Here is a 20033-nt window from a genome sequence, read left to right as displayed (position 1 = left end):
ACCAAACTCTCCTGAATATGTTGGGTTCGGCTTCCAGCCATTTCGAATTAATGCTTTTCGAGCATTTAAAAATGACATTCCCTCCTTTATTGGTACGTCTGTTGCGTTCGCAAAAAAGCTAACGAAGCATAACAAGCTGATGAGAATTTTATGTGGTTTCATTTTATAGTGCCGCCAAAGTCCTTGTATATTTTAGTTACTTCTTCATATTCAGTGTATGGTTGGCCTGATGGTTTGTCTTTTATTGGCCGATTTGCCATTCCTGGCCCCATTGGTAAAGCCTCCCATTTTTTGGAGGCTTTCCCTATTGCGTCTTTTAAGTCTCCACTTATTAGCGGTTCAATTGCATGCACGCTGCGCAGTAGTTCAACTGCAATCAAATCCTGTGTTCTTGGTGTGAAGTCGGATAATCCCATTGCTTTAACGGAGAGCTCTGCCCATGTGGCTTTCGTAACTTGATATCTTCCGGACGCTGTCGTTGAACCACCATAACCTGCTCCGGGGTGGGTAGACTCATCACTGAATGTCCACTTTCCGGTTTTCCAGCCCGGCGCCCAACCAAATCCAAATTTTGCGTGATAATCGCCGCCTTCGACTTGCGCGAGGGTATCCAAAAAGGCCTTCACATTTCTGTTTTTTAGAAACTCTGCATTCTCAGAGCGCCTTACTTGTTGCTTGGCGTCCAGCGATACAGTTTTTGGGGTGGAGTCTTTGACGGGCGTCACCGCTCTTGTGGCTACGGGAGACATTTTTCTGCCATTCTTGCTAACCACTTCAGCCATGATGGAAGTCACCAATATAGATTTTGACGCTCTCTGTCTGCCCCTCTGGGAACGCAGAAATAATGAAATTTGTTCTTTGTTCTGGGGAGGATTGTGTGTAGTCGGTTGCATGAAGAGCATCTGCTGCCATGCCTTAGTCCTCGAGAAACAGTTTGATTGTTTCGGGCAGGTGCGAACTCACTACATGCGTATACCCCATCGGATCACTTACGCCGTGTTCCATGCTGCCGTCAGCGCGCTGGATGGCGTAATCAAGATTGGGTAGAGGCTCGCCCGAGTCTTGGTCAACTAGTCTGAACTTGTCGCTGAAGTGCACTGGCATCGGCAGCAGGCCGCTGAAGGGTGCCGGTACGAAGGTGTCGCCAATAATGACTGTGCCGGACCCACCCATAACTACATTGCCGTGGCTACCGGTACTGTCTTGAGTAGCGGCATTCAGCCCATTGATGAAAACCGTAGCGCTGACGCCACCCGTGATTGGGCTACCGCATGCGGATTTATCAGTCATTCGAGCGGCGGCAAGGCCATCGAAGTTCACATTGGGAGAGCCGCTGACAATTGGATTTGTGCCATGCCCCGGAAGCGGGCAATTGGTGGGGTCTGTTACTCGGGCAGCCGGTTTGCCACTCATGGGAAGTTCCTTTTCAAGGTTTCAAATGGGGTAATAGTGGTCGATTGGCGAGTCGGAAAAGCGCCAGCACTCATCCATAGGGTTGAACAGCGCTCGGTGGTTTTCGCGCATGGGACGACAGGCCCGCAACGTCTGCCAGGCGATTTCGACGCAGTTGTCCATGGCCTGAGTGGAATAGTCATCAAGCTGGTTGAGCCAGGCGTTGTAATTGGGCATACCAACGCTGCGGTAGGCGCTGAGCAATATCTCGGCGACTTCTTCGCCCCAGTGGATAAAGCGCCCCGGACTCCAGGGACCTGTCTGGGCATAGATAAACCAGCCCAAGCTTGGCAAGTCACCATCTGCCAGTCGTAACGTGCCGCGCTGTGAGGAAAAACCACAGGTGATGTGGACTGTCAGCCAACCCTGGTGTTGCTGGATAAATCCAGTGGGGTCAAATTGTGCCAGCGGTACGACACGATAGCCCGCGCCAGGCATTGACCTGGCGACCAACTCAGCGTCCAGCCTTGAAACGAAGGCCCGAATCGCTTTGCCTTCGCCGGACGCCGCGCAAAGAATTTCAACCGGTGTGCTCCCAGGCGTGTCGCTGAATCCGACAATACGAACCAGTCCATAAAGACGTAACGAGGATTTCAGGCCGCGGGGATGATGCGAGGTATCGAGCGTGCAGGCGCAGGGGATAGGCACGTCCATAGGTGAAGAGCGCATCAAATTTTACCGTCCATGTAAATTTGCGTCGCGAAGGATGCCCCAGGCAGAAGTCGCGTTCAACAATATTTACAATGTTTAGGTTGACAGCGGGTCAATGACCGCCGATTGCGTGGGCCGTACCGCCTTGGCGTTCGAGCCTGGCGCGGAGCGTCTGGCGTGGTTGACCCATTCGCGAGGCGAGTTCATCCGTGGTGGTGCGGGGGAGGTGTGATTGTGTTCGGTCGGCAGGACGCCGGGGGAGGGTAGATGCCAATGTAGGAAAGCACTATGCAAAATCGGCATAGCGCTGATTGTTTTAAGCGACACTGTCGGCGCTTTTTTTGGCGTTTATCAAGCGTTTTTCCGGGCCGCAATCATTTACAGGTATGCAGAAACATTGGGCTGTATGGCAGCCTTACGGGCTTGATTACGGCCCGGAAAACCTATTGAAGGGCGCGGTCTGATTGATTTCCCCTTGGGACTTAAACCCCCCCGCTCGTAATGGCGTGCCGGTTCGATTCCGGCTTATGGCACCATATATATCAAGGGATTACGTGAGATACCTCATGCAGGCCTTTATCTTTTTTTTCCGCAATTCATCGCTTTCGCTCGTAAATCGCGCATCTGAAAGTCAGCTTTTGGAATGCCCGCGTCTTCCCTTGTTGCACTGCCAGTCTGTCGTCGCGACTAACCAAATCGATACTGAGATCAAGCGCAGTCAGAGCAAGTAGCCAGTTACTTGTCCCAGGTGATTGTCCTGCACTCCGACGATGAGGTGCAGTGGAACGTGCTGTTGCGCATCAATGGATGGGATTTCGAGGCTACCCACTATTTGAAGGTGTCGCTCACTCAGTCCTGTCGACTCTTCTTCCTTTACCTTGGCCATTCTCGCGTGGTTCGCTGCGATTTCATTGAGAGTTGACACGTTACATCTCCGGTGACTGACCAAGCGTATCGCTGGAGTCCTTAAGCGTTAATTTTGATTGCCATCGCGCCAGAATTACGTCGTTCTGGGGCCGCTACGGGCGTACTTAGCAATCCTTAAGCCAGGCATCGTCGCGTATACCGCGCCACGTTTTAATAAGCGACGAATGGTGGCGCGGAGTCATTCATGAGCAACGTAAAACGCATCCGTCGCGAGCTCCTGGTGAGCGTCGAAATCGTCCATGTGTTGGCGACTCTCGATCAATCGTTGGTGACGGTGATCAACGACGCGCGCCAAGCCGGACTGCCGCAAGGCTTTATCGTCGCCCTGCTGCATGGACAGGTGAGTGCGTTACGGGTGGCTCAGGCGGCGGAGTACTCGAGATACAGTCTTTCGAGAGCTTCCTGGTATTTGTCTCCCGTTAAAGACTTTTTCAGGACTGCCACGGCTTCAAGCGCTGAAGCCGCAGCCAATGCCTCATTTTCTCCCCGATATGCGGCGCGCATTCTTGCTGCTGCAATTATCGATTCTTCAGTCGTACCCATGGTGTTGCCCTCGAAGGATTGAGTCTCATTGATAGCTGCAACCCACTACTAATTTTAACCCCGAGATACACCAGATAACCAAGCAGCCCGACTGGGAGGCAATCGAACGCGCCTACCGGGCGGGATTACTGCCACGCTAAAAATGGCTTTGGTCCGTGTATGCGACAATGCACCGACCCACTAAGTCATGGAACGAATACACATGGTGCAATTGCTTGCGATCTCCGGAAGCCTCCGCGCAGCCTCTTCAAACTCCGCACTACTACGTGCTGCTGAGATGCTCAGTCCTGAAGGGATGTCGATCAAGCACTACCTGGAGGTGGGTCAATTACCTCACTTCGATCCGGATCTGGCGGATGATCCTCCGCAGATCGTCGCAGAGCTGCGCGGGGTTGTTGCCAAGGCAGACGGTATTCTCATTTCGTGCCCTGAGTACGCTCGCGGAATTCCGGGGTCGTTCAAGAATGCACTGGATTGGCTCGTAGCCAGCCAGGACTTTCCCGGCAAGCCGGTAGCCCTTTTCAACGCATCGCCACGAGCGAGTCACGCCCAAGCGGCCCTCAGATTAGTGCTGGAAACGATGTCCGCGATTATTGTCGAGCCTGCCTCGATAACAGTGAACCTGCTGGCTAAAGGAATGGAAGAGGCAGACATCGCAGCGAGCCCGGAGATCAGTCAGCAAATCGTCTCGGCCTTGGGCGCGTTCAAGAATCAAATTGAGGGCGGTCTTTCTAGCCCTGGCTGAAGTCGAAAAACGGTGAGCGGGCAGGTCGTTATTTCGCAGGCAGTAGTCGCTTTAGCGTCCGGCGCTACACCCCTAGCTGTGGGATACGCTTTTGCGACCTTTAGCGCGTACGCCTGAGCAGCTTCTACCGCGGTTGTGCCTTGCGTGGCTTTTAGTTGACTGGCGAGCCCTGAAATTATGCAGTTCAGAGTAAGAAGCGATGATCCGGTGTATTTCAGGGCATCTTGTACGTCATTGCTCATTTTGACCTCCTAGGTCCTATCCGCGCTGAAATTGGCGCAATCCCAGTCGTTGAGGCTTTTGCATTTGGCCCGCGACGCTATAGTCCGACCAAGCAGTGATCGGTGAAGCTGTATGCTTCGAGATCATCGTGCATGTTATGTTTTTATTTTCTTTCTCCTACGAGGCGAATCAAATGCAGAGCTTACCTCCTGATGGCTTGCCAATTTATCGTCTACTGACAGGCAAAGATGACGCTTCCTTTTGCCATCGCGTATCTGAAGCACTCGCGCTGGGCTATCAGTTGTATGGCTCGCCAGCAGCAACATTCAACGGCTCGCACGTGGTGGTGGCTCAGGCAATTATCTGGCCTCAGGGCAAATAAGACCTTCTTCAGGATGAGGAAGGATCATGCGGACTTTGATAGCGGCGGTGATGGTGCTACTTCCGATGTCCTGACGTGAGAAAGCCCAGTCTAGTACTGGGCTTTATTGTTTCTGGGGAGGGCGGGCCGCATTATGTCTCGGCGACGAAATAGTCCTGAACGATGGGCCTAGTAACGCCGTCCAGCTCGGCAAGCCGTCCCCGTGTTTGTCGCGCGGAGCTTCGAATGGGGAAGGGATATTTCCTGAGCCTATAAGGCCAGGAAAAAAGGTTATTAGACGTGCAGAAGCTGCTTTGTTAAAAAAAACAGTGCATAGCACGCTGTTTGCGTGCCAATGCATATCCATTTGGTTAAATGGAAATCGCCCAACATTGAGCTGGGCAACGATCAATGAGTCTGATTGCCGATACATGGATAAGTAGCTGCGACTTTGGCCAACTGCTCGCGCACCAACGCATTGGGCTCATTGATCCCCTATTTTCTCCGCAGCTTGATCCTTTCGAACCAAAAATATCGTGTAGTAAAGGCGATAGAAGATGGCGCAGTCAGGGGCTTCATGATCATCGCCGACGTGTTCATCGACACCATCTGGTTCGAAGCTTGGCGGCCATTGCATGGACGGAGGTGGGAAGTTCAAGTCCTGCACTTCCCTTTTCGCCTCTGCGCGGGCGAAGTGCTCATTCATGCCAGACATAGCAAATGTGCTCATGGGGTATCTCCAGTCAGGTGCCGCCCTCCGTGGCCGGCCGGAGGGGAGCGTGATTCGTTGAAGTTGGGATTGGTCTACGCTTAACGCTCTACAGAGAGGCTTGCGTCATGAGTGAAGATCGAGTGGTTGCGCTTGAGATAGCGCTGAAAACGGTAATGGCTGTCGCTTGGCGACAAGGCTTGGAAGCCGACGAACTGTGCAGGAAGTCAATTGGCGCAATAATTGGCGACCCCCAGTTTAATTGGGTTAAGGCCGACCATGCTCAAGACGCCATCGCCGAGATTGAAATGGCTCAAGCTGCCATTGCGCGCCTGTCTCTACCCTCAACGCAATAGGAGAGGGTGGGTGGATTTGCCATTTTCAAACCGGACACCAACGCCCCTATCGGGAGGTGGCGGGGCGTTATTGGGGACTCGTACCGGCGTTGTACGTAATGGCGACTGACTGAGCCGAACGGTCAAGCGGTCGCGGCTGGGCGTTACGGCTTAACTGATCGACTGCGAATCAGTCAGGAGATGGTTGAAATTTTGTCGATAAACGCAATTCGCTCACTATTGTAGAAAATTTCAACCGTTGCGTAGTGAGGCGAATTTGGAGGCATTACTCTGGAGAATCTGGCTTGCGCGCAGCTCATTTGTTGAATCCAGTTTCCTGGTCGTTGGATCAAGTGCAGATCCAGCATGAGTGATGCCGGGTTAAAACCCTGCGGGGCTCGCATGGTCAGATAGGCCTCGACTCCCGGATTGGCAACTTCAACATCTCCGACGACATGTAAGTCGTCCGGTTTCGGTGGCATCGTGTTCAGCCATGCATGCCAGTTTTTGGAGCTAATAGTCATTTTTCTATTCCTTGAGAAATGAAGCTCGAAGCTTGAGGTACTGCAGTTCCGTATGGCGCTTCGTATGCCATCGAATTTAAAGCGTAACGCCCAACAGAAGGAAATGGATGCATGCCACCCGGAGATATTCGGGGAATGTTGAAATGCGGCCAGAGACTCCATGATTAAAGGTGTAGACGAGGAATTGGCAGCAGCTCATTGGCCTGGACGAGTGGTAATCAATTGCTGCAGTCACCCCTTTCAGGATGAGGAAAAATCATGAGGGTATTGATAGCGGCTATGGCAGTACCAACCTGAAATTTCCGACGCCCTGACGTGAAAAAAAACCAGTCTAGTGCTGGGCTTACTCGTTTCTGGGGACTGAGCAGGCTTGGTTGTCCTCTGCGACAACCGCTCTCGAAAAAGCCGAGACAGGCTATAGGCTGCTGCTGAATCTGGACTATGTTGGTGCCGCGACACTGACCAATGTAAATGCGGCTCAGCGGCTCATACGGGTTTCTGTGGGCATGGGGGGAGGTCCTTGGCCGGGGATCGGCTACAGTTGATAGATCATTGATATGGAGATCGAATATGAAGTGCTTGATTTGTCAGGCTGCCGCTAGGACTGTTCACGCGCTCGGAGACTGGTCAGAGGTCAAATGCTCAGCCAGTTGTGGTCACTTCAGGGTCTCAGCGAATCTTGTTGCGAAAATGACGTTAAAGAACGAATCCTTTGACATTGAACGCACAAGGCGATGGCTTGAAATGTCTCGTAATGACGAGTCAGTGCCGTTGATATCGACCTACGATTACAGCGTTTCCTTATTGCATCACGATGCTGAAGAGCGATCTGCCAGCCAGCCGAATCGTTTTAGGCAATCCGTAACTTCGGATTAGATGGAAGTTCTTACTTTGATTTGGCGAAGCGCCTGCTGTACCGCAGTGTCGATGCTGAAGGCCCGGCGACCCTTCAGGATGAATTTACGTGCCTTCGCTGCGCTCAGCGGTTAGGTGATTTGGTTTTCTGCGGGCATGGGGGAAGGGCTCCAGCTGGTATGGATGGTGCTAGATTGAAAAGGGGGGCAAACCTAAGGAGAGAATCAGATGATTACTGATGCTCGGGATGCGGCGAAGTACGTTGAGTGCTATTCGTCCATCGAAAGCCCGCAAGTGCGGGAAGCGTTTTGCATGCTGGTCGGTGCGATTTCCGCTGCGAAAAATTACAATTGCGCTCCCAAGACACTGGGTGGGTTAGAGCGGTCCATTGGGATTTTTTCTGCCTCTGATGGAAGCTGCCCTTTCAGCTTTGTGTCTAATCATAATTGGCTTCTCTTTTACTTTCGGCTGCCATCCTTCAAGACTGAACATCATTCGCTTAAAGCGTTATCCGTAGAGTTTGGCGAAGTAAATGACAAGCCTGATGGCGAGTGGACCATTAAGCTACGGTCAGTTGATGATGTTCGGCGCTTGCTACGGATAATCAATATTTTGAGCTGACCGCTTGCCTGCTCTCAGCGCATTAGGGCAGCGTTACGATACCTCTGCCTGGCAATGATTCGATGCCCAACTTTCGTACGCTGGGCGTTCCACGCAATAGGTGAGGGTAGGTTAGGCGGCTGGTACAGGATCGCGAAAGGGGTTTGCTCCAGCTGATCTGGCCATCGACACCGTAATCCCACAACCCGAAGTAGGGCGGGCTGGTCGTGCAGCGCTACACATGCACGCTCTTTCTCAAGGACGGCTTTTGACACTAGCACAGGCTGCTGATCTCCTTTCCATCCATCGCCGTGGCCTACTTCTTCGATTCCAGGCGGGGCTTGTTTGTGGTTCGGGCGTAAAATAGCTGAGCTACCTCATCAAAAGGAGCCGCATATGAACTCCGATCAAATGAACAAGCGGACGGCTGGAGAGCGAGTCGTTTGGGATCAGTATTTTTGTGCTGCGTTGATTGCGGAAAGTAATCTGACGGCACCGACGGTAGGGGGGCCGAAATCGAATCACGAAGACAGGCAGAACGTGTTGGTTGATAGGGCTAAACTTCTTGCTGACAAGATGATGGAACACAGAAAATAAACCGAGCCCAGCCATCGTGCTGGGCTCTTCACATTTGACGCCACTTTGGCCTTAAGGCGAAAAAGCCGTAATAGCTCCGGAGCCGATCACAGAGCTCGGCCAGCCCGTGATCAGGCGATAGGGCGTTTGAACCTCCTGAGTGTGGGGGGATCAAACGAACATAGCGTCAGGCGTTGCCTGCTCGGAGATAATCAAATGAAACGCACAGCTACTTTGATCTTGGTGATGTCAGCAACGCTGCTGCTTGGCGGGTGCTGGCCGTATTGGCATGACCGTGATGGGCGCGGACATGATCATGGGCGCTACTACGGTGATGATCATCGGGGACAAGAATATCGCCGCTGGTAAGGCTATATCGGGGCCGGGATAGATCCGTTCCTCTGCGCTCAGACTCAAACCTCGGCAGTCCAATTGACTGCCGATAGTGCATGGTTGAGGTTGAACGAAATCTACGCTGCCATGTTTTTCGCGCCGAGACCTTTCTTGCGCTCAGCCTTCATCCAGGGAGCAGTCCAGGAAACGGAAGGGTGACAAAATGGCAAAACGAAAAGCCCGGCATCAGGCCGGGCTCTCTGTAGATGGGGCCAAATCCTTTTGGCTGATCCCATTGTGCTTGGCAGGTGTGACGAAGGGATGACAGGGGTGAAAAGAACAGCCCGGCGTAAGCTCGGGTTGTTCGCGTACAAGTAAATTCAGTCACTTAATCGTGCTTATACTTATTCTTGTACTTATGTTTGTGTTTGCCGTTATAGCTCTTGCCACCTGAACTGCGATTACGATTATCGTCGGCCAGGTTATTGCCTACTGCGCCGCCTGCGGCGCCACCAAGACCGGCGCCAATGGTGGAACCGGTTGTGCCACCTAGCTGATGACCAACGACCGAGCCGCCTGCCGATCCGAGCCCGCCGCCGATGGCAGCGTTGGTTTTGTTGCCTTTCGGCGCACCGACGGCACTACCGGCAGCACCTCCTACACCCGCGCCAATCGCTGCACCAGTGCTTCCGCCGATTTGCTGGCCGACTATGTTACCTAGTACGCCACCAACGCCGCCACCGACGGCCGCGGTGCCATCCCCAGCGGCCATTGCTCCTTGTGTGATCAGAGCACCTAGAGCAAGAGTAAGCAGTGTAATGCGCATGCTGTGGACCTCAAAAAGTAGTTATTGCGTTCAGGCTGCTATTTCAGAGTGTTGAGCATTTTGAAAAGGTACGCTTTTGCTTTCCATCGCCAAGCTTCTCTTAGCAGTGTGTTCTTGTCTGAGGGATATCTAGAAATGTAGAGGCCGCTGCAAAGCTAAAGTTCGACCCATCTGCCCATCAAGGCCTTGAATCAGGTGCTGGGCTGACCGTCGAGAGCGTGCACCAAAAGCAAAAAAGCCCGCACGCGGCTCGTTACTCATCACGGCTTGCAGGTAAAAGGACTGGGGAATCCGTGGCGTGGGGGCAAGAGACTACTTTTCGAGGGGGCGGGACGTTACAGGGGATTCGTACAGGCGCTGACTGATGTACATTCTGTGCATTTGGCACATGGGAATTCTTGTGCCGCACGTCAACAGCAGGATGCTGAGATGGTCGCCGATAGTGATGGTCAGAAAGACGCTAAAGACTCGGGCTGGTTTGTGTTCTTTGCGTCTTCAATTCTCGCTTTAGCCATAGTCATGGGGATTGCAATCGTCAGGCTGAATGCAGAGCTCGATCAGTCTAGAGAAGGCAGAGTTGCTGTGCTCGCCGGGTGCTTGGGTCGGCCCGCGATTGTTTCAAGCAACTCCACAATCACCGTCTATGTTCGCTGCAAAAGCAGAGCAGGGGAGGTCGCAGACGATATCGATGGAGAAAGCGGTCTTGAGGCTGACGATCTGGAAAACCTGAAATAAATAATCGGGACAATTGATGAGTGTTCGGAGTTTGGCTGGTGAGCGGCTCCTGGCGATCCGAGATTTCGTGTGTGATCGATCCTGAGATCCTGCGCTCGTCACTTGATCGTATTTGGTTTTCCATGGGCATAGGGATACCTCGCCGGAGTAGCATGGCGTATGGGTGTGTGCGTTACTCGAATATCAACTACGAGAGGGATGCAACAATGACTGAGCGCCACTTGATCCACTCGGAGACTCTTTCGAACGGATGCAAGATCGAGGTTAGGGCCAAGATACTGAGGGACGGTTCGCTGCAGATGTTCATCGGTGTTTACCGGCCAGATGGCACGGTTATCCTTGAGGATAACGACCCCAAACCACATCTGCTGGACATGGAAGACGCTCTGGACTGGGGGATCGAAATCGCTAGACGCACAGGTAACGACCAAAAAACGCTGTAAGGCATTACGATCGTTGGATTCGTTTTTTGCTTGCCGCATCTCGCTAATGAATCATTGATCTGCTTCATGGTCGTATCTACGGTTGAACGCTTTCCGAGTTAAATTCGGGGGGCTAACGACAACCCATCTCCGTAGCTCTGACCTTTGCTTTTAGGGTGTTCAAATGAAGCGCACAGCGATAATGATCCTGGCCATTTCAAGCTCTCTCCTGCTGGGAGGCTGCTGGCCTTACTGGGAAGATGGAGGAGGGTACGGTCGAGATCATGATCGAGGCCGTGATCATGGTCGTGAATATGATCGTGGCTATGATCACCGCGATGATCGGGGATACGATCGTCGTGAGAATGATCAGGGGTATGATCGTAACCACGGTCGCGATCACGATGATAGAGACGACTGACGTTTAGACTCCTGCCCTTCAGAGCGGTGAATCGCCGCTCTGATTTTCCTCCAGACCAGCAGTGTGTAGTGCCATGTTCGAAGCGCGACTTCGCAGGGCCTGGCGAAGCCCTGTGTATAGCAAGTGTCGAAGTGTAGCGATCAACTGAGCCCTGACACGAGATCAAGTGTTCCTTCGGTCCGAGCTGGCGATAGCCAACGGTGCAGGAATATTTTTTGGCCAGCCACCGCAACAGGCAAGGCTCTCATCCCAGACATCTATACTGTTTGTCATATGTTCAGCCATGGGGTCACGATCCTGGTGCATATCCAATTCACTCGGTGGTGATGAAGTCTTGGCATCGTTCAGCGAGGGCTCGACATGCGGATTCTGATAGCTATTGCAGCCTTTGTACTTATTTCGGGGTGCATGACTTCACCGATTTCAGCAGAAAAAGCAGCTCGGGTTCCAAGTGATCGGGTTTTTGCGTTTCAGCAACCCATCGAGGGAGACAGCGGGACGATTTTTGTGACACGTGATGGTGGCTTGCTTGGTTCGGCCTGCTACATCGGTATTTACGTGAACGGTGATTTTGTCGCGAGGATGGGGCCTGGTGAAGGAGCAAGATTTTTCACTAAACCTGGGGAAGTCTTTGTAGGCGCGGGAGAAGATCTGAAGGGTAACGGCCTGTGCTCGATAGGTATTTCCTTGCGCGAGGTCGTAACGACCATGGATGCCGGAGAGGTAAAACGTTTTCGGATTTACGGTGATGCGAGCGAGGGCATTTCAATAGCTCCAAGCTCTCGCTGAAGTAGCGACGTATCGTTCATTGGTGTGGCGACCACACCCGCTAGAATGGGCAACTTCACAGTGCTGCGGTGGTCGCTGATGCGTAGAGAAATTGGTTATTGGGATCGCGAAGGCAGGGAGCTTTTCTATTATCTGGAGTTCAAGGCAGAAACGGCGGAGTTCTTCATTACCTGCGAGCACACACCGCGCGAGGGTGAAGGCAGCGTCAGATCCGTGCTGCTGAGTGAGGCTCGCGGTGAGCGCTACTACGAGGACGCCTTGCTGATCATCAAAGAGGAACTGTTCAACGATTACAGGATCTGAGCGCGTTTACGCACATCCCGTTATATAGACACGTGAATCCCTCGTAGCATCGAGGTACAGCCTTGAAAAATGTGTGGTTATTTAAGGGGTTAGGTGATTTTTTGTGTAAAAACAAGATGTAAATATCTTGTTACATGTTGGGTGATGAGCTATTATCGCGTCCGTGTTCACCTACCACGGTTTACGCATTTTTAAGCCCCAAGCGTCCATCAGCTGCTTGGGCTTTTTTTTGCCTGAAATTTGTCCTTCGTGGAATGGTATTTCAGCGTCGCCGAAAGCCTCTCACGCGCACTTTTCTAACGACTCGCCTTTGAACATTGGCCGTTTCGCAACCTCTAATGCGTACCGGCATAGGGCGTACGGAGGTGAGCCATGAAAATCCATCTGCACTTACCAGGTTCTAAAAAACCGGTTCAGCCGATCCTTTCGGGTGAAGCGCAACAGGATAGTGACGAGCTACAGGAAAATAATCCGAAAGAGTGGAAGGATGTTCAAAGCACGGTTGATAACGAGCTTGAAAAATTGCACGACAAAGCCAGGCCCCTAAATTCACGGTAAACAGCGCGAGTCTGTGGGGTATCAAAAGATGCATCGCACCGCTGGGTGAGATGCATCTTCCACATCAGGCGATGAGATCTACTTTGCCGCTGGCCAGTCGATAGATGCCGCCGACGACTTTCAGCGTGCCCTTGTTGAGCGCTTCCGTCAGTACGGGTGAGGCATTCTTGAGGTTTTTGACCGAGTCTCTGACGTTTTGCACGGTCGCGTTCTCGAGTAGATTTCCCGGGTCCTTGATCACCTTCTCGATAGCGGGCCTGAGTGCATCAGTCAGTTTCTGGATTTGGCCAGGGAAAACCGCATTGTCCTTTACTGCCTTGATGCCGGCAGTGAGGGCACCGCAGTCTTCATGCCCCAGCACCAGTATCAGTGGGGCACCGAGCGCCAGGACCGAATATTCCAGGCTTGCCAAACCTTCCTCCGTGACGAAGTTGCCCGCGACACGCACCGCGAAAAGGTCTCCGCGGGCGGTGTCAAACGCATACTCGGGGGCGATGCGCGAGTCAGCGCAACTCAATACTGCCGCGAACGGGTTCTGGCCAGTGACCAGGGCCTCACGCTCGGACTTGAAGTCATGTGTCTTGGAGGTGCCGCTGATGTACCGCTTATTGCCCGCGATCAATCGTTGAAGGGCCGCATCCGGGCTGATCGAGTTTTGTGGTTTTGGAGGTGGGGCCTTTTTCTCGGCGGCCTGGACGATGCTGTCGGGCAGCGCACCGGCCAGTAGCAGGGCGCCGGCGCCTAGCCCTGCAAGCCGGAGAAAGCGACGACGACCATCCGCGTCCGGCGCAGGTTTTGAATCACAGGATTCACACATAGTCTTGTGTACTCACGGTTTGAGTGGGAGTGGCTCGCTATCAAGGGCTAATACTTCCATGAACCTTCAGCACTTCTTCGTTGGAGTCTAGATGGTTTGCAGAGCTCTGTTTCGGGCAGCTCAGTATTACTAATGTGAGAAATACATAGCACTTTGCGCTTAATTCGTTCGTATTCGCCGGGGTCAGCTAACCTGTAAAGATCAGGTAACACTCCAGTACACAATCCCCCACGGACGGAATGCCATGTTTCCTCTTCTTGAGCTTTGCCAGATTGTGGAGTCCGGTTTCCACCCACTCTCGTGCACCTGCACGGTGAGTCCCGACGGATCGTTGAGAGTCACGGTTGTCGAGCCAGAATCCGGACGCGTTGAATTACTGATCACCGGCGTGTCGACCGCGAAGCTGACCAGTGTCCGGGAAATATCCAACTTTATCGGTGAGCTGCGGACTGAGATGAAAGCCGGGCGCAGAGCATTCGCCGGCTGATGCAGTGGTTGTGCTCGGTATATAAACCAAGGGTTTGCGAGCGAAAGCTTAAGCAAACCCTTGTTGGTTTCTGGCTTGCCACTCGTTTGGTTGTTGTTCACTCCAGCTACATTCAGCCCGTCAGCGTGACGCCGTGAGCGCTTTTCTGGCCGAGTTGATGGCTGTTTTCGCTGCGCCTGAGTGGGCGTCTGGCGAATAATCGGACGCAAGGCTGGATTTGCAGGAGGAGCCTGGCAGTGGAAATCTGGTAGTTGCATCAAGTTCACGAGAGGGTTATCAAGTCCTATGCAGTGATACCGATTTTCAGAGCGTCGCATCGAGTGATGCCGTGACGCGGAGGGAATTGCCATGTTACTCAACAAACCCGAACACGAATTGCGCAGCGATCTCCAGGAGATTGCGTCTGATTTGAGATGGTCAGCGGTGGAGCTCAAAGGCATCGCCGAGCGACTGAGTCAGGGCGGTAACGAGGTCGACGCCCAGTCATTGCTGAGGATGTGCCTGGTGCTTCAGACCGCCGAAGATCATTTGGCAAACTATGCAGATGAAGTGAAGGCCCATCGAATAGTCCTTAAGTAAGCATGGTTTACCCTTGCTGCTGATAGTGGCGAAATAATGGTGCGCAATTTCGTTTCGTTTTTGTGCGGGGGGGCTTTTGACCCGCAGGATTTCCAGCAGGCGCTGTACGCCGTAGCGCGTCACTCACAGCTTCGAGCTGCCAGGTGGACTCTGCGGCATCATTGTAGATTTTTCGGAACGATGGAAATTTCCAGGCGTCTCAGATGAGGTCGCCGCAATACAGTCGGGAGATGTACCCAGTTGAAGGAAAGGTTATCAAGTCTTGCAGTTCTCACGTTAATGGCGCTCGGCGGTATCTCGTTGCTGTTCGTTATTAAATACTGCATTGAGTACTTCGTAGGGCCCATTGCTGAGTCATGGATTGATCTCGCGCTCGTTCTCTCGGCCTATTTATTGTTCTTTCTTCTTGAGCCCATTCGAAAGTGGTCGAACAAAAAGTGGAGTCAAAGGTGCCAGACAGAAAAAAAGAACCAGTGAATGTGAAGATGTTTGATAAAGCGATGGTTTCAACCATTTGATACGCAGGCCTGGGGACGGATTTCTGGAATTGCGGGATTTCCGTAACGGTGACAACCCTTTCACGAACTCTTCACCCAGACCTGCCTAGATTGACCTGACTCCTTTGAGATATTCCCTTTAAGCCCGCCCGCATGCGGGCTTTTTTTCGACCTGAAGAATGTCCGTTCGTCGATCGGCCCTCAAATGAACCCCTTCAGGCATAGTGGCCCCCAGATTCCATACGATGCTGAAGGAGCGCCAAGGGATAACTTTGTAGACGTACCCATTGCGTCGTGCTAATCCCAGTGGTGGTAAACGCGCAACGATGGGCGTATTGCGCCACATCATGACGGCCCGTGCCGAGTGAGAGTGGCGGTTACTCAACTCTACGAAACCGGGAGCGATCTGATGAGCGACAAACCCATGATTTTGTTGGTACACGGCTTTTGGGGCGGCGCAGCGCACTGGAACAGGGTCATAGCGGAGCTGCTTCGGCGGGGCCATACCTCGATTCGCGCTGTTGAGCTGCCGCTGACCTCGCTGGCTGAAGACGCGGAACGCACGCGCAAGATGATTGCGCAACAACCGGGGCCAGTCTTGCTGGTGGGCCACTCTTATGGCGGTGCGGTCATTACCGAGGCGGGCGACCAACCGAATGTGGTGGGCCTGGTGTATATCGCCGCGTTTGCCCCCGATGCTGGCGAGAGCCCGGGCGGTATCACTCAAGAGCATCTGCCTGTTGCGGCACGGAACCTTGCGCTCGATAGCGACGGTTATTTATGGGTCGAACCGAAGCTCTATCACCAAAGCTTCTGTCAGGACCTGCCGGAGAATGAGGGGCTGGTGATGGGCATTACCCAGAAGGCACCTCTGGCCAGTACGTTTGGCGACGCGATTACTGCACCGGCCTGGAAGAAAAAACCGTCGTGGTATCAGATCTCCAGTGACGACCGAATGATCGCCCCCGAAAACCAGCAGAGGATGTCTACGCGGCTCGGCGCCAGAAAGGTGATCACCTTGAAGGCAAGCCATGCATCACTGGCTTCGATGCCGGTTGAAGTCGCTGCATTGATCGATGAAGCTGCGACTGCCGTGACGAAATAGCGGCTGCCGAAAATACTAAACCCCGCCATCGTGCGGGGTTTTTTATGCCCATGAAAAGATCCGGGAACGCTGTGCATCTTTAAACCCGCGTAAAGAGCCCCTCTTTCAACGAGGGAAAACCACCTTCGAACTACTATTACTTTTGCCGAGGCCTGACAAATTCGATAAAGTTAACCACTAGGTCAGCTTTTCGGCTTTTCAGCCCTTCGCATCGCCAGGAAGGGCTCCTGAGACCAGAGATTTTCCAGTACACCATAACGACATGGGCGGAATTCATAACCGTCCAGAGGATGATCCATGTCCAACCGTGATATATCCCGGCGCTCCTTCCTGCAGGGCGGGTTGATTGCTGGTGTCAGCGTGACGCTGACCCCGCTCAGCTCCCAGGCGTTGGCTGCCTTGATGGAAAACAGCGTGACCGTGCCGTCCGAGCAATGGCTCGGCAACAACGGCAAGGCCCGCATGCGCAACGACTCATTGTCCAAGGTCTGCGGCAGCAAGGTATTTGCTCGCGACATCCGCGCCAAGGACATGCCGGGCTGGCCGCAGCAACAAGGCCACGCGATGTTGCTCAAAACCATTCGTGCCGACCGCATTTATGACGGTTTCGATCTGTCGTTGCTGGGTACCGAGTTGCAGCCTGATCGCATCGTCACCAGCGAGGACCTGGACAAGGACGGCATTGTCTTCCCCGAAGACCACGCGCCCGATCCGCTGCTGCCGACCGGCAAGGTGCCGATGTTCATCGGCCACCCGGTGGCGATCCTGATCTGGAACGACTTCGAACGTTTCCGTCAGGCCAAGAACAAGCTCAAGTTCAACGACAAAGCGATCCGCTACGGCGCCAAGGCTCTGTATTACACGCGCGATCCTTATGGCAGTTTCCGTTACGTGCGGGTCGGCGGCGCAACCTCGGCGGATGACGACGAGTTCGCCAGCCTGAAGGACTCGATCCTGTTCCCGATGATTCGCGAACGGCGTCCAGTGTGGAGCGCCCAGCCGAACCTGCATGGCAACCTGACCGAGCGCGGTCTGTTTTATGCCGATCGCATGAAGCAGCAGCTGGAAACCCCGCCAGAAGGCTGGATGGTCTTCGACGAGCGCTACAAGACGCCGTCCATCGAACCTGCTGCCATGGAACCGGACAACGGCAACGGCTGGTACGACCCTGCGACCAAGACCCTGCATTTTGTCGTCGCGACCCAGTGCCCGCTGGAGGCGGCGACTGAAACCGCGAAGATGATTGCGCCGTCGCGTTTCGGCTTGAGCACGCTGAACATGCACCCTGGCTACACCGTTGGCTACGGTTCCAAAGACCACAACATCTTTGTCTATTACGCGGCCCTGGCGGCGTTGTATGGCGCGGGTGTGCCGGTGCGTCTGGCCAACGACCGTTACGAGCAGTTCCAGAGCGGCATCAAGCGTCATCCGTTCGACATTCGCTACCAGTTGGCCGTCGACAAACAGGATCACAGCTTCAAGATTTTCCGCGCAGACATGTCCATCGACGGTGGTGGGCGAATCAACTACAGCCCTTCGGTGGCGGCGGTCGGTGCGACGGCCGCACAGTCGATTTACTACATGCCACAAAACGACCTGCAAGTGACCGCGTACCACTCGCGTGGCGTTGAAGCCGGCTCCATGCGCGGTTACGGCACCCTGCAAAGCATGGCCTCCACCGAAATGATGGTGGACGAAATTGCTGATCGTCTGGGCATCGATGCGATCGAGCTGCGCAAGAAAAACGTGTTGCTGTCGGGGATGAAAAACACCCAGGGCGCAGTGCCGGCAGGTGCGTTGCGCCTGCATGAAATTCTTGAGAAGGCAGCTGATAACGAACTCTGGAAAAACCGTCACGCGCTGAAAAAACAAGAGGACGCCAAGGACCCGGATAACTGGTACGGCATTGGTTTTGCCATCTGCCAGAAAGACTTCGGCACCGGTTCCGAAGCACCGATGGCGAGCGTCGAGTTCACCGCTGACGGCCATATCACGCTGCGCCACATCGGCATCGAGATCGGTACCGGCATGTCCACTTCCCAGGCCTTGGTGGTCGCCGATTTCCTCGGCAACCCGGCCAGTGAAGTGAAGACCGGTGAAACCGAATGGAAGGAGCTGCAACTGACCAGCAGCGGCAACCCGTACCTCATGAGTCAGGCCGAGCAGGACACCGTGCTGCGTAACCCGCGTTGGGTCGGCAAGATTGCCTCGGCGTCGTCGGCGACCAACTCGGCTTACTACTTCAGCCACGCCACCCGTGAAGCCGCGCGCGTGCTGTTCAACCACGGTCTGTGGCCAGCGGCCGTCGAAATTTGGCGTCAAGGCCCGTTCGGTGGCCAGGCCAACCCTTATGTGGTGCGCCGTGAAGACGCCCATTGGGTCGACGGCAAGCTGACCGCCAACGGCATGGAACCGCTGCCATTCACCGTGTTGGCCAAACGTGCCCATGAGCGCGGTCTGGTGACTGGCGCGACCGTGCACGGTTTCAACCGCTGGAGCTGGGCCGAGGCCGAGTACAGCATCAATGGCGTGCGCGAGCGTCTGCCACTCGACGGTCTTGCGGTGAAGTATGGCGACGGTGCGCCGACCGCGATAAAGGCGCAGATGACCAGCGCCGGTTTCCACCTGCTGGATCGGCAGAACATTGCCTACCCGGCTACTCAGTTGAACAACGCGGCGGTGACGTATTACAGCCCCGTGGCGACGCTGGTTGAACTGAAAGTGAACAAAGGTTCGGGCGAGGTACACGTCCTCAACCATCACTCCTGGCTTGAATGCGGCCGGGTGCTGGTGCCGGAACTGGTCAAGGGCCAGCTCGAAGGCGGGATCGCCATGGGCATCGGTCACGCGCTGCTGGAAGAAATGCCGCTGTACGAAGGTGGACCGGGGGAGGGTGACTGGAACTTCAACCGCTACCGTTTGCCGCGCGCCAAGGACGTTGCGGTCTGGACGCAGACCTCGGAAATCCTCCCGCCATTGTCGCCAAGCGATCCGTCCAAGGGCATCGCCGAGGTGGTGATGATTCCGGTGGTGGGCGCTATCGCCAACGCCGTGGCCCACGCCATCGGCAAACGAGTCCGTGACCTGCCTATCACTCCAGCGCGCATCAAGGAGGCCCTCAATGGCTAACCGTCCGCTTCAAATGACCCTTAATGGTCAAACCGTCGGTCCCGTTGAGGTCCCTGAAGATCTGCCGATGATTGACTACCTGCACGAATACCGAAACCTCACCGGCTCGCGCCTGGGTTGTGGTCAGGGCATTTGCCACGCCTGCGTGGTGATTGTCGACAACCCCGACGGCACCAGCGAAGAAGTACGCACTTGCATCACCGGCGCGCATTACTTCGAGGGCAAGAAGATCCGCACCATCGAAGGCCACGCGACCCGCGATGAAAGCGGCAAGGTCACCGAGCTGAACCCGATTCAGCAACGCTTCGTCGACGAGTTCGCCTTCCAGTGCAGCTATTGCGCCCCGGGCTTCGTCAACGCCGCAACCGTGCTGGTGGAAAAACTCCAGCGTCAGCCGATCAAGAAAAGCCAGCTGGAAGCGGTGATCGAGGACAGCCTCGGCCATCACATCTGCCGCTGCACCGGCTACGTGCGTTATTACAGCGCCACGCGCAACGTGCTGACCGATCTCGGCCTGGTCAAGGAGGGTTAA

At 54.3% G+C, this 20033-nt stretch carries 24 protein-coding genes; 16 read left to right on the top strand and 8 right to left on the bottom strand.

Going from position 1 to position 20033, the window contains the following annotated elements:
- Positions 1–158 precede the first annotated feature (158 nt).
- From ACIPIN_RS14000 to ACIPIN_RS13985, 4 genes are all read right to left on the bottom strand, one after another.
- Positions 159–782, bottom strand: a complete 624-nt coding sequence (locus tag ACIPIN_RS14000) for a hypothetical protein (RefSeq protein ID WP_401119580.1) — start codon at positions 780–782, stop codon at positions 159–161.
- A gap of 133 nt (positions 783–915) precedes the next feature.
- Complete coding sequence (locus tag ACIPIN_RS13995) at positions 916–1413, bottom strand: PAAR domain-containing protein (protein WP_401119577.1); 498 nt, start codon at positions 1411–1413, stop codon at positions 916–918.
- A gap of 21 nt (positions 1414–1434) precedes the next feature.
- Positions 1435–2121 carry a hypothetical protein gene (locus tag ACIPIN_RS13990; protein WP_401119575.1) on the bottom strand — a complete coding sequence of 229 codons (687 nt, stop codon included), beginning with the start codon at positions 2119–2121 and terminating at the stop codon, positions 1435–1437.
- A 700-nt stretch (positions 2122–2821) separates the two neighbouring features.
- Entirely contained in the window at positions 2822–3028 is a 207-nt protein-coding gene (locus ACIPIN_RS13985; RefSeq protein WP_401119573.1) for a hypothetical protein, read from the bottom strand.
- A 186-nt stretch (positions 3029–3214) separates the two neighbouring features.
- Between ACIPIN_RS13985 and ACIPIN_RS13980 the strand changes: the two genes are divergently transcribed.
- The 3 genes from ACIPIN_RS13980 to ACIPIN_RS13970 all read left to right on the top strand — a co-directional run bounded on the left by ACIPIN_RS13980 (position 3215) and on the right by ACIPIN_RS13970 (position 4922).
- Positions 3215–3595 (top strand): hypothetical protein, encoded by a 381-nt coding sequence (locus ACIPIN_RS13980; protein ID WP_401119570.1) that lies wholly within the window; start codon positions 3215–3217, stop codon positions 3593–3595.
- A gap of 180 nt (positions 3596–3775) precedes the next feature.
- Positions 3776–4318 (top strand): NADPH-dependent FMN reductase, encoded by a 543-nt coding sequence (locus tag ACIPIN_RS13975; RefSeq protein WP_401119567.1) that lies wholly within the window; start codon positions 3776–3778, stop codon positions 4316–4318.
- A gap of 415 nt (positions 4319–4733) precedes the next feature.
- Positions 4734–4922, top strand: coding sequence for a DUF1737 domain-containing protein (locus ACIPIN_RS13970; protein ID WP_401119640.1), 189 nt, complete (start codon positions 4734–4736; stop codon positions 4920–4922).
- Between the two features lie 463 nt (positions 4923–5385).
- On the opposite strand, the gene ACIPIN_RS13965 is transcribed toward ACIPIN_RS13970, so the two are convergent.
- Positions 5386–5631, bottom strand: a complete 246-nt coding sequence (locus tag ACIPIN_RS13965) for a hypothetical protein (RefSeq protein ID WP_401119564.1) — start codon at positions 5629–5631, stop codon at positions 5386–5388.
- Positions 5632–5738: 107 nt separating this feature from the next.
- On the opposite strand from ACIPIN_RS13965, the gene ACIPIN_RS13960 reads away from it, so the two are divergent.
- Positions 5739–5966, top strand: coding sequence for a hypothetical protein (locus ACIPIN_RS13960; RefSeq protein WP_401119561.1), 228 nt, complete (start codon positions 5739–5741; stop codon positions 5964–5966).
- Between the two features lie 173 nt (positions 5967–6139).
- Here ACIPIN_RS13960 and ACIPIN_RS13955 read toward each other — a convergent pair whose 3' ends face one another.
- Positions 6140–6469, bottom strand: coding sequence for a hypothetical protein (locus ACIPIN_RS13955; protein WP_401119558.1), 330 nt, complete (start codon positions 6467–6469; stop codon positions 6140–6142).
- A 1083-nt stretch (positions 6470–7552) separates the two neighbouring features.
- Between ACIPIN_RS13955 and ACIPIN_RS13950 the strand changes: the two genes are divergently transcribed.
- Positions 7553–7945 (top strand): hypothetical protein, encoded by a 393-nt coding sequence (locus ACIPIN_RS13950; RefSeq protein WP_401119556.1) that lies wholly within the window; start codon positions 7553–7555, stop codon positions 7943–7945.
- Between the two features lie 375 nt (positions 7946–8320).
- Positions 8321–8521: a hypothetical protein gene (locus tag ACIPIN_RS13945; RefSeq protein ID WP_401119554.1), complete on the top strand. Its 201-nt coding sequence runs from the start codon at positions 8321–8323 to the stop codon at positions 8519–8521.
- 700 nt (positions 8522–9221) lie between these two features.
- Here the strand turns inward: ACIPIN_RS13945 and ACIPIN_RS13940 are convergent.
- Positions 9222–9659: a glycine zipper domain-containing protein gene (locus ACIPIN_RS13940; protein ID WP_401119551.1), complete on the bottom strand. Its 438-nt coding sequence runs from the start codon at positions 9657–9659 to the stop codon at positions 9222–9224.
- Between the two features lie 429 nt (positions 9660–10088).
- Between ACIPIN_RS13940 and ACIPIN_RS13935 the strand changes: the two genes are divergently transcribed.
- The 5 genes from ACIPIN_RS13935 to ACIPIN_RS13915 all read left to right on the top strand — a co-directional run bounded on the left by ACIPIN_RS13935 (position 10089) and on the right by ACIPIN_RS13915 (position 12887).
- Positions 10089–10394, top strand: a complete 306-nt coding sequence (locus tag ACIPIN_RS13935) for a hypothetical protein (RefSeq protein WP_401119549.1) — start codon at positions 10089–10091, stop codon at positions 10392–10394.
- Between the two features lie 206 nt (positions 10395–10600).
- Positions 10601–10837: a hypothetical protein gene (locus ACIPIN_RS13930; RefSeq protein ID WP_401119546.1), complete on the top strand. Its 237-nt coding sequence runs from the start codon at positions 10601–10603 to the stop codon at positions 10835–10837.
- Positions 10838–11597: 760 nt separating this feature from the next.
- On the top strand, positions 11598–12026 hold the full coding sequence (locus ACIPIN_RS13925; protein ID WP_401119544.1) for a hypothetical protein: 429 nt from the start codon (positions 11598–11600) through the stop codon (positions 12024–12026).
- Between the two features lie 78 nt (positions 12027–12104).
- Positions 12105–12329, top strand: a complete 225-nt coding sequence (locus tag ACIPIN_RS13920; protein WP_401119542.1) for a hypothetical protein — start codon at positions 12105–12107, stop codon at positions 12327–12329.
- 372 nt (positions 12330–12701) lie between these two features.
- Entirely contained in the window at positions 12702–12887 is a 186-nt protein-coding gene (locus ACIPIN_RS13915; RefSeq protein ID WP_401119539.1) for a hypothetical protein, read from the top strand.
- Between the two features lie 64 nt (positions 12888–12951).
- Here ACIPIN_RS13915 and ACIPIN_RS13910 read toward each other — a convergent pair whose 3' ends face one another.
- Positions 12952–13704 (bottom strand): carbonic anhydrase, encoded by a 753-nt coding sequence (locus tag ACIPIN_RS13910; protein WP_401119536.1) that lies wholly within the window; start codon positions 13702–13704, stop codon positions 12952–12954.
- Between the two features lie 244 nt (positions 13705–13948).
- On the opposite strand from ACIPIN_RS13910, the gene ACIPIN_RS13905 reads away from it, so the two are divergent.
- From ACIPIN_RS13905 to ACIPIN_RS13885, 5 genes are all read left to right on the top strand, one after another.
- On the top strand, positions 13949–14191 hold the full coding sequence (locus ACIPIN_RS13905; RefSeq protein ID WP_401119533.1) for a DUF1652 domain-containing protein: 243 nt from the start codon (positions 13949–13951) through the stop codon (positions 14189–14191).
- Positions 14192–14539: 348 nt separating this feature from the next.
- On the top strand, positions 14540–14770 hold the full coding sequence (locus tag ACIPIN_RS13900; protein ID WP_401119531.1) for a hypothetical protein: 231 nt from the start codon (positions 14540–14542) through the stop codon (positions 14768–14770).
- A gap of 906 nt (positions 14771–15676) precedes the next feature.
- Positions 15677–16372: an alpha/beta hydrolase gene (locus tag ACIPIN_RS13895; RefSeq protein WP_401119528.1), complete on the top strand. Its 696-nt coding sequence runs from the start codon at positions 15677–15679 to the stop codon at positions 16370–16372.
- Positions 16373–16669: 297 nt separating this feature from the next.
- Positions 16670–19501, top strand: a complete 2832-nt coding sequence (locus tag ACIPIN_RS13890) for a xanthine dehydrogenase family protein molybdopterin-binding subunit (protein ID WP_401119526.1) — start codon at positions 16670–16672, stop codon at positions 19499–19501.
- A complete protein-coding gene (locus tag ACIPIN_RS13885) occupies positions 19494–20033 on the top strand; it encodes a (2Fe-2S)-binding protein (protein ID WP_401119524.1) in 540 nt (179 codons plus the stop codon). The genes ACIPIN_RS13890 and ACIPIN_RS13885 overlap by 8 nt, the downstream gene beginning before the upstream one ends.

The organism is Pseudomonas sp. NPDC087697, assembly GCF_044743155.1.
In the GTDB taxonomy this organism is placed as follows: Bacteria; Pseudomonadota; Gammaproteobacteria; order Pseudomonadales; family Pseudomonadaceae; genus Aquipseudomonas.
Note: the sequence above shows the minus strand (reverse complement) of the source record. Positions and strands in the feature narration are given on the sequence as shown.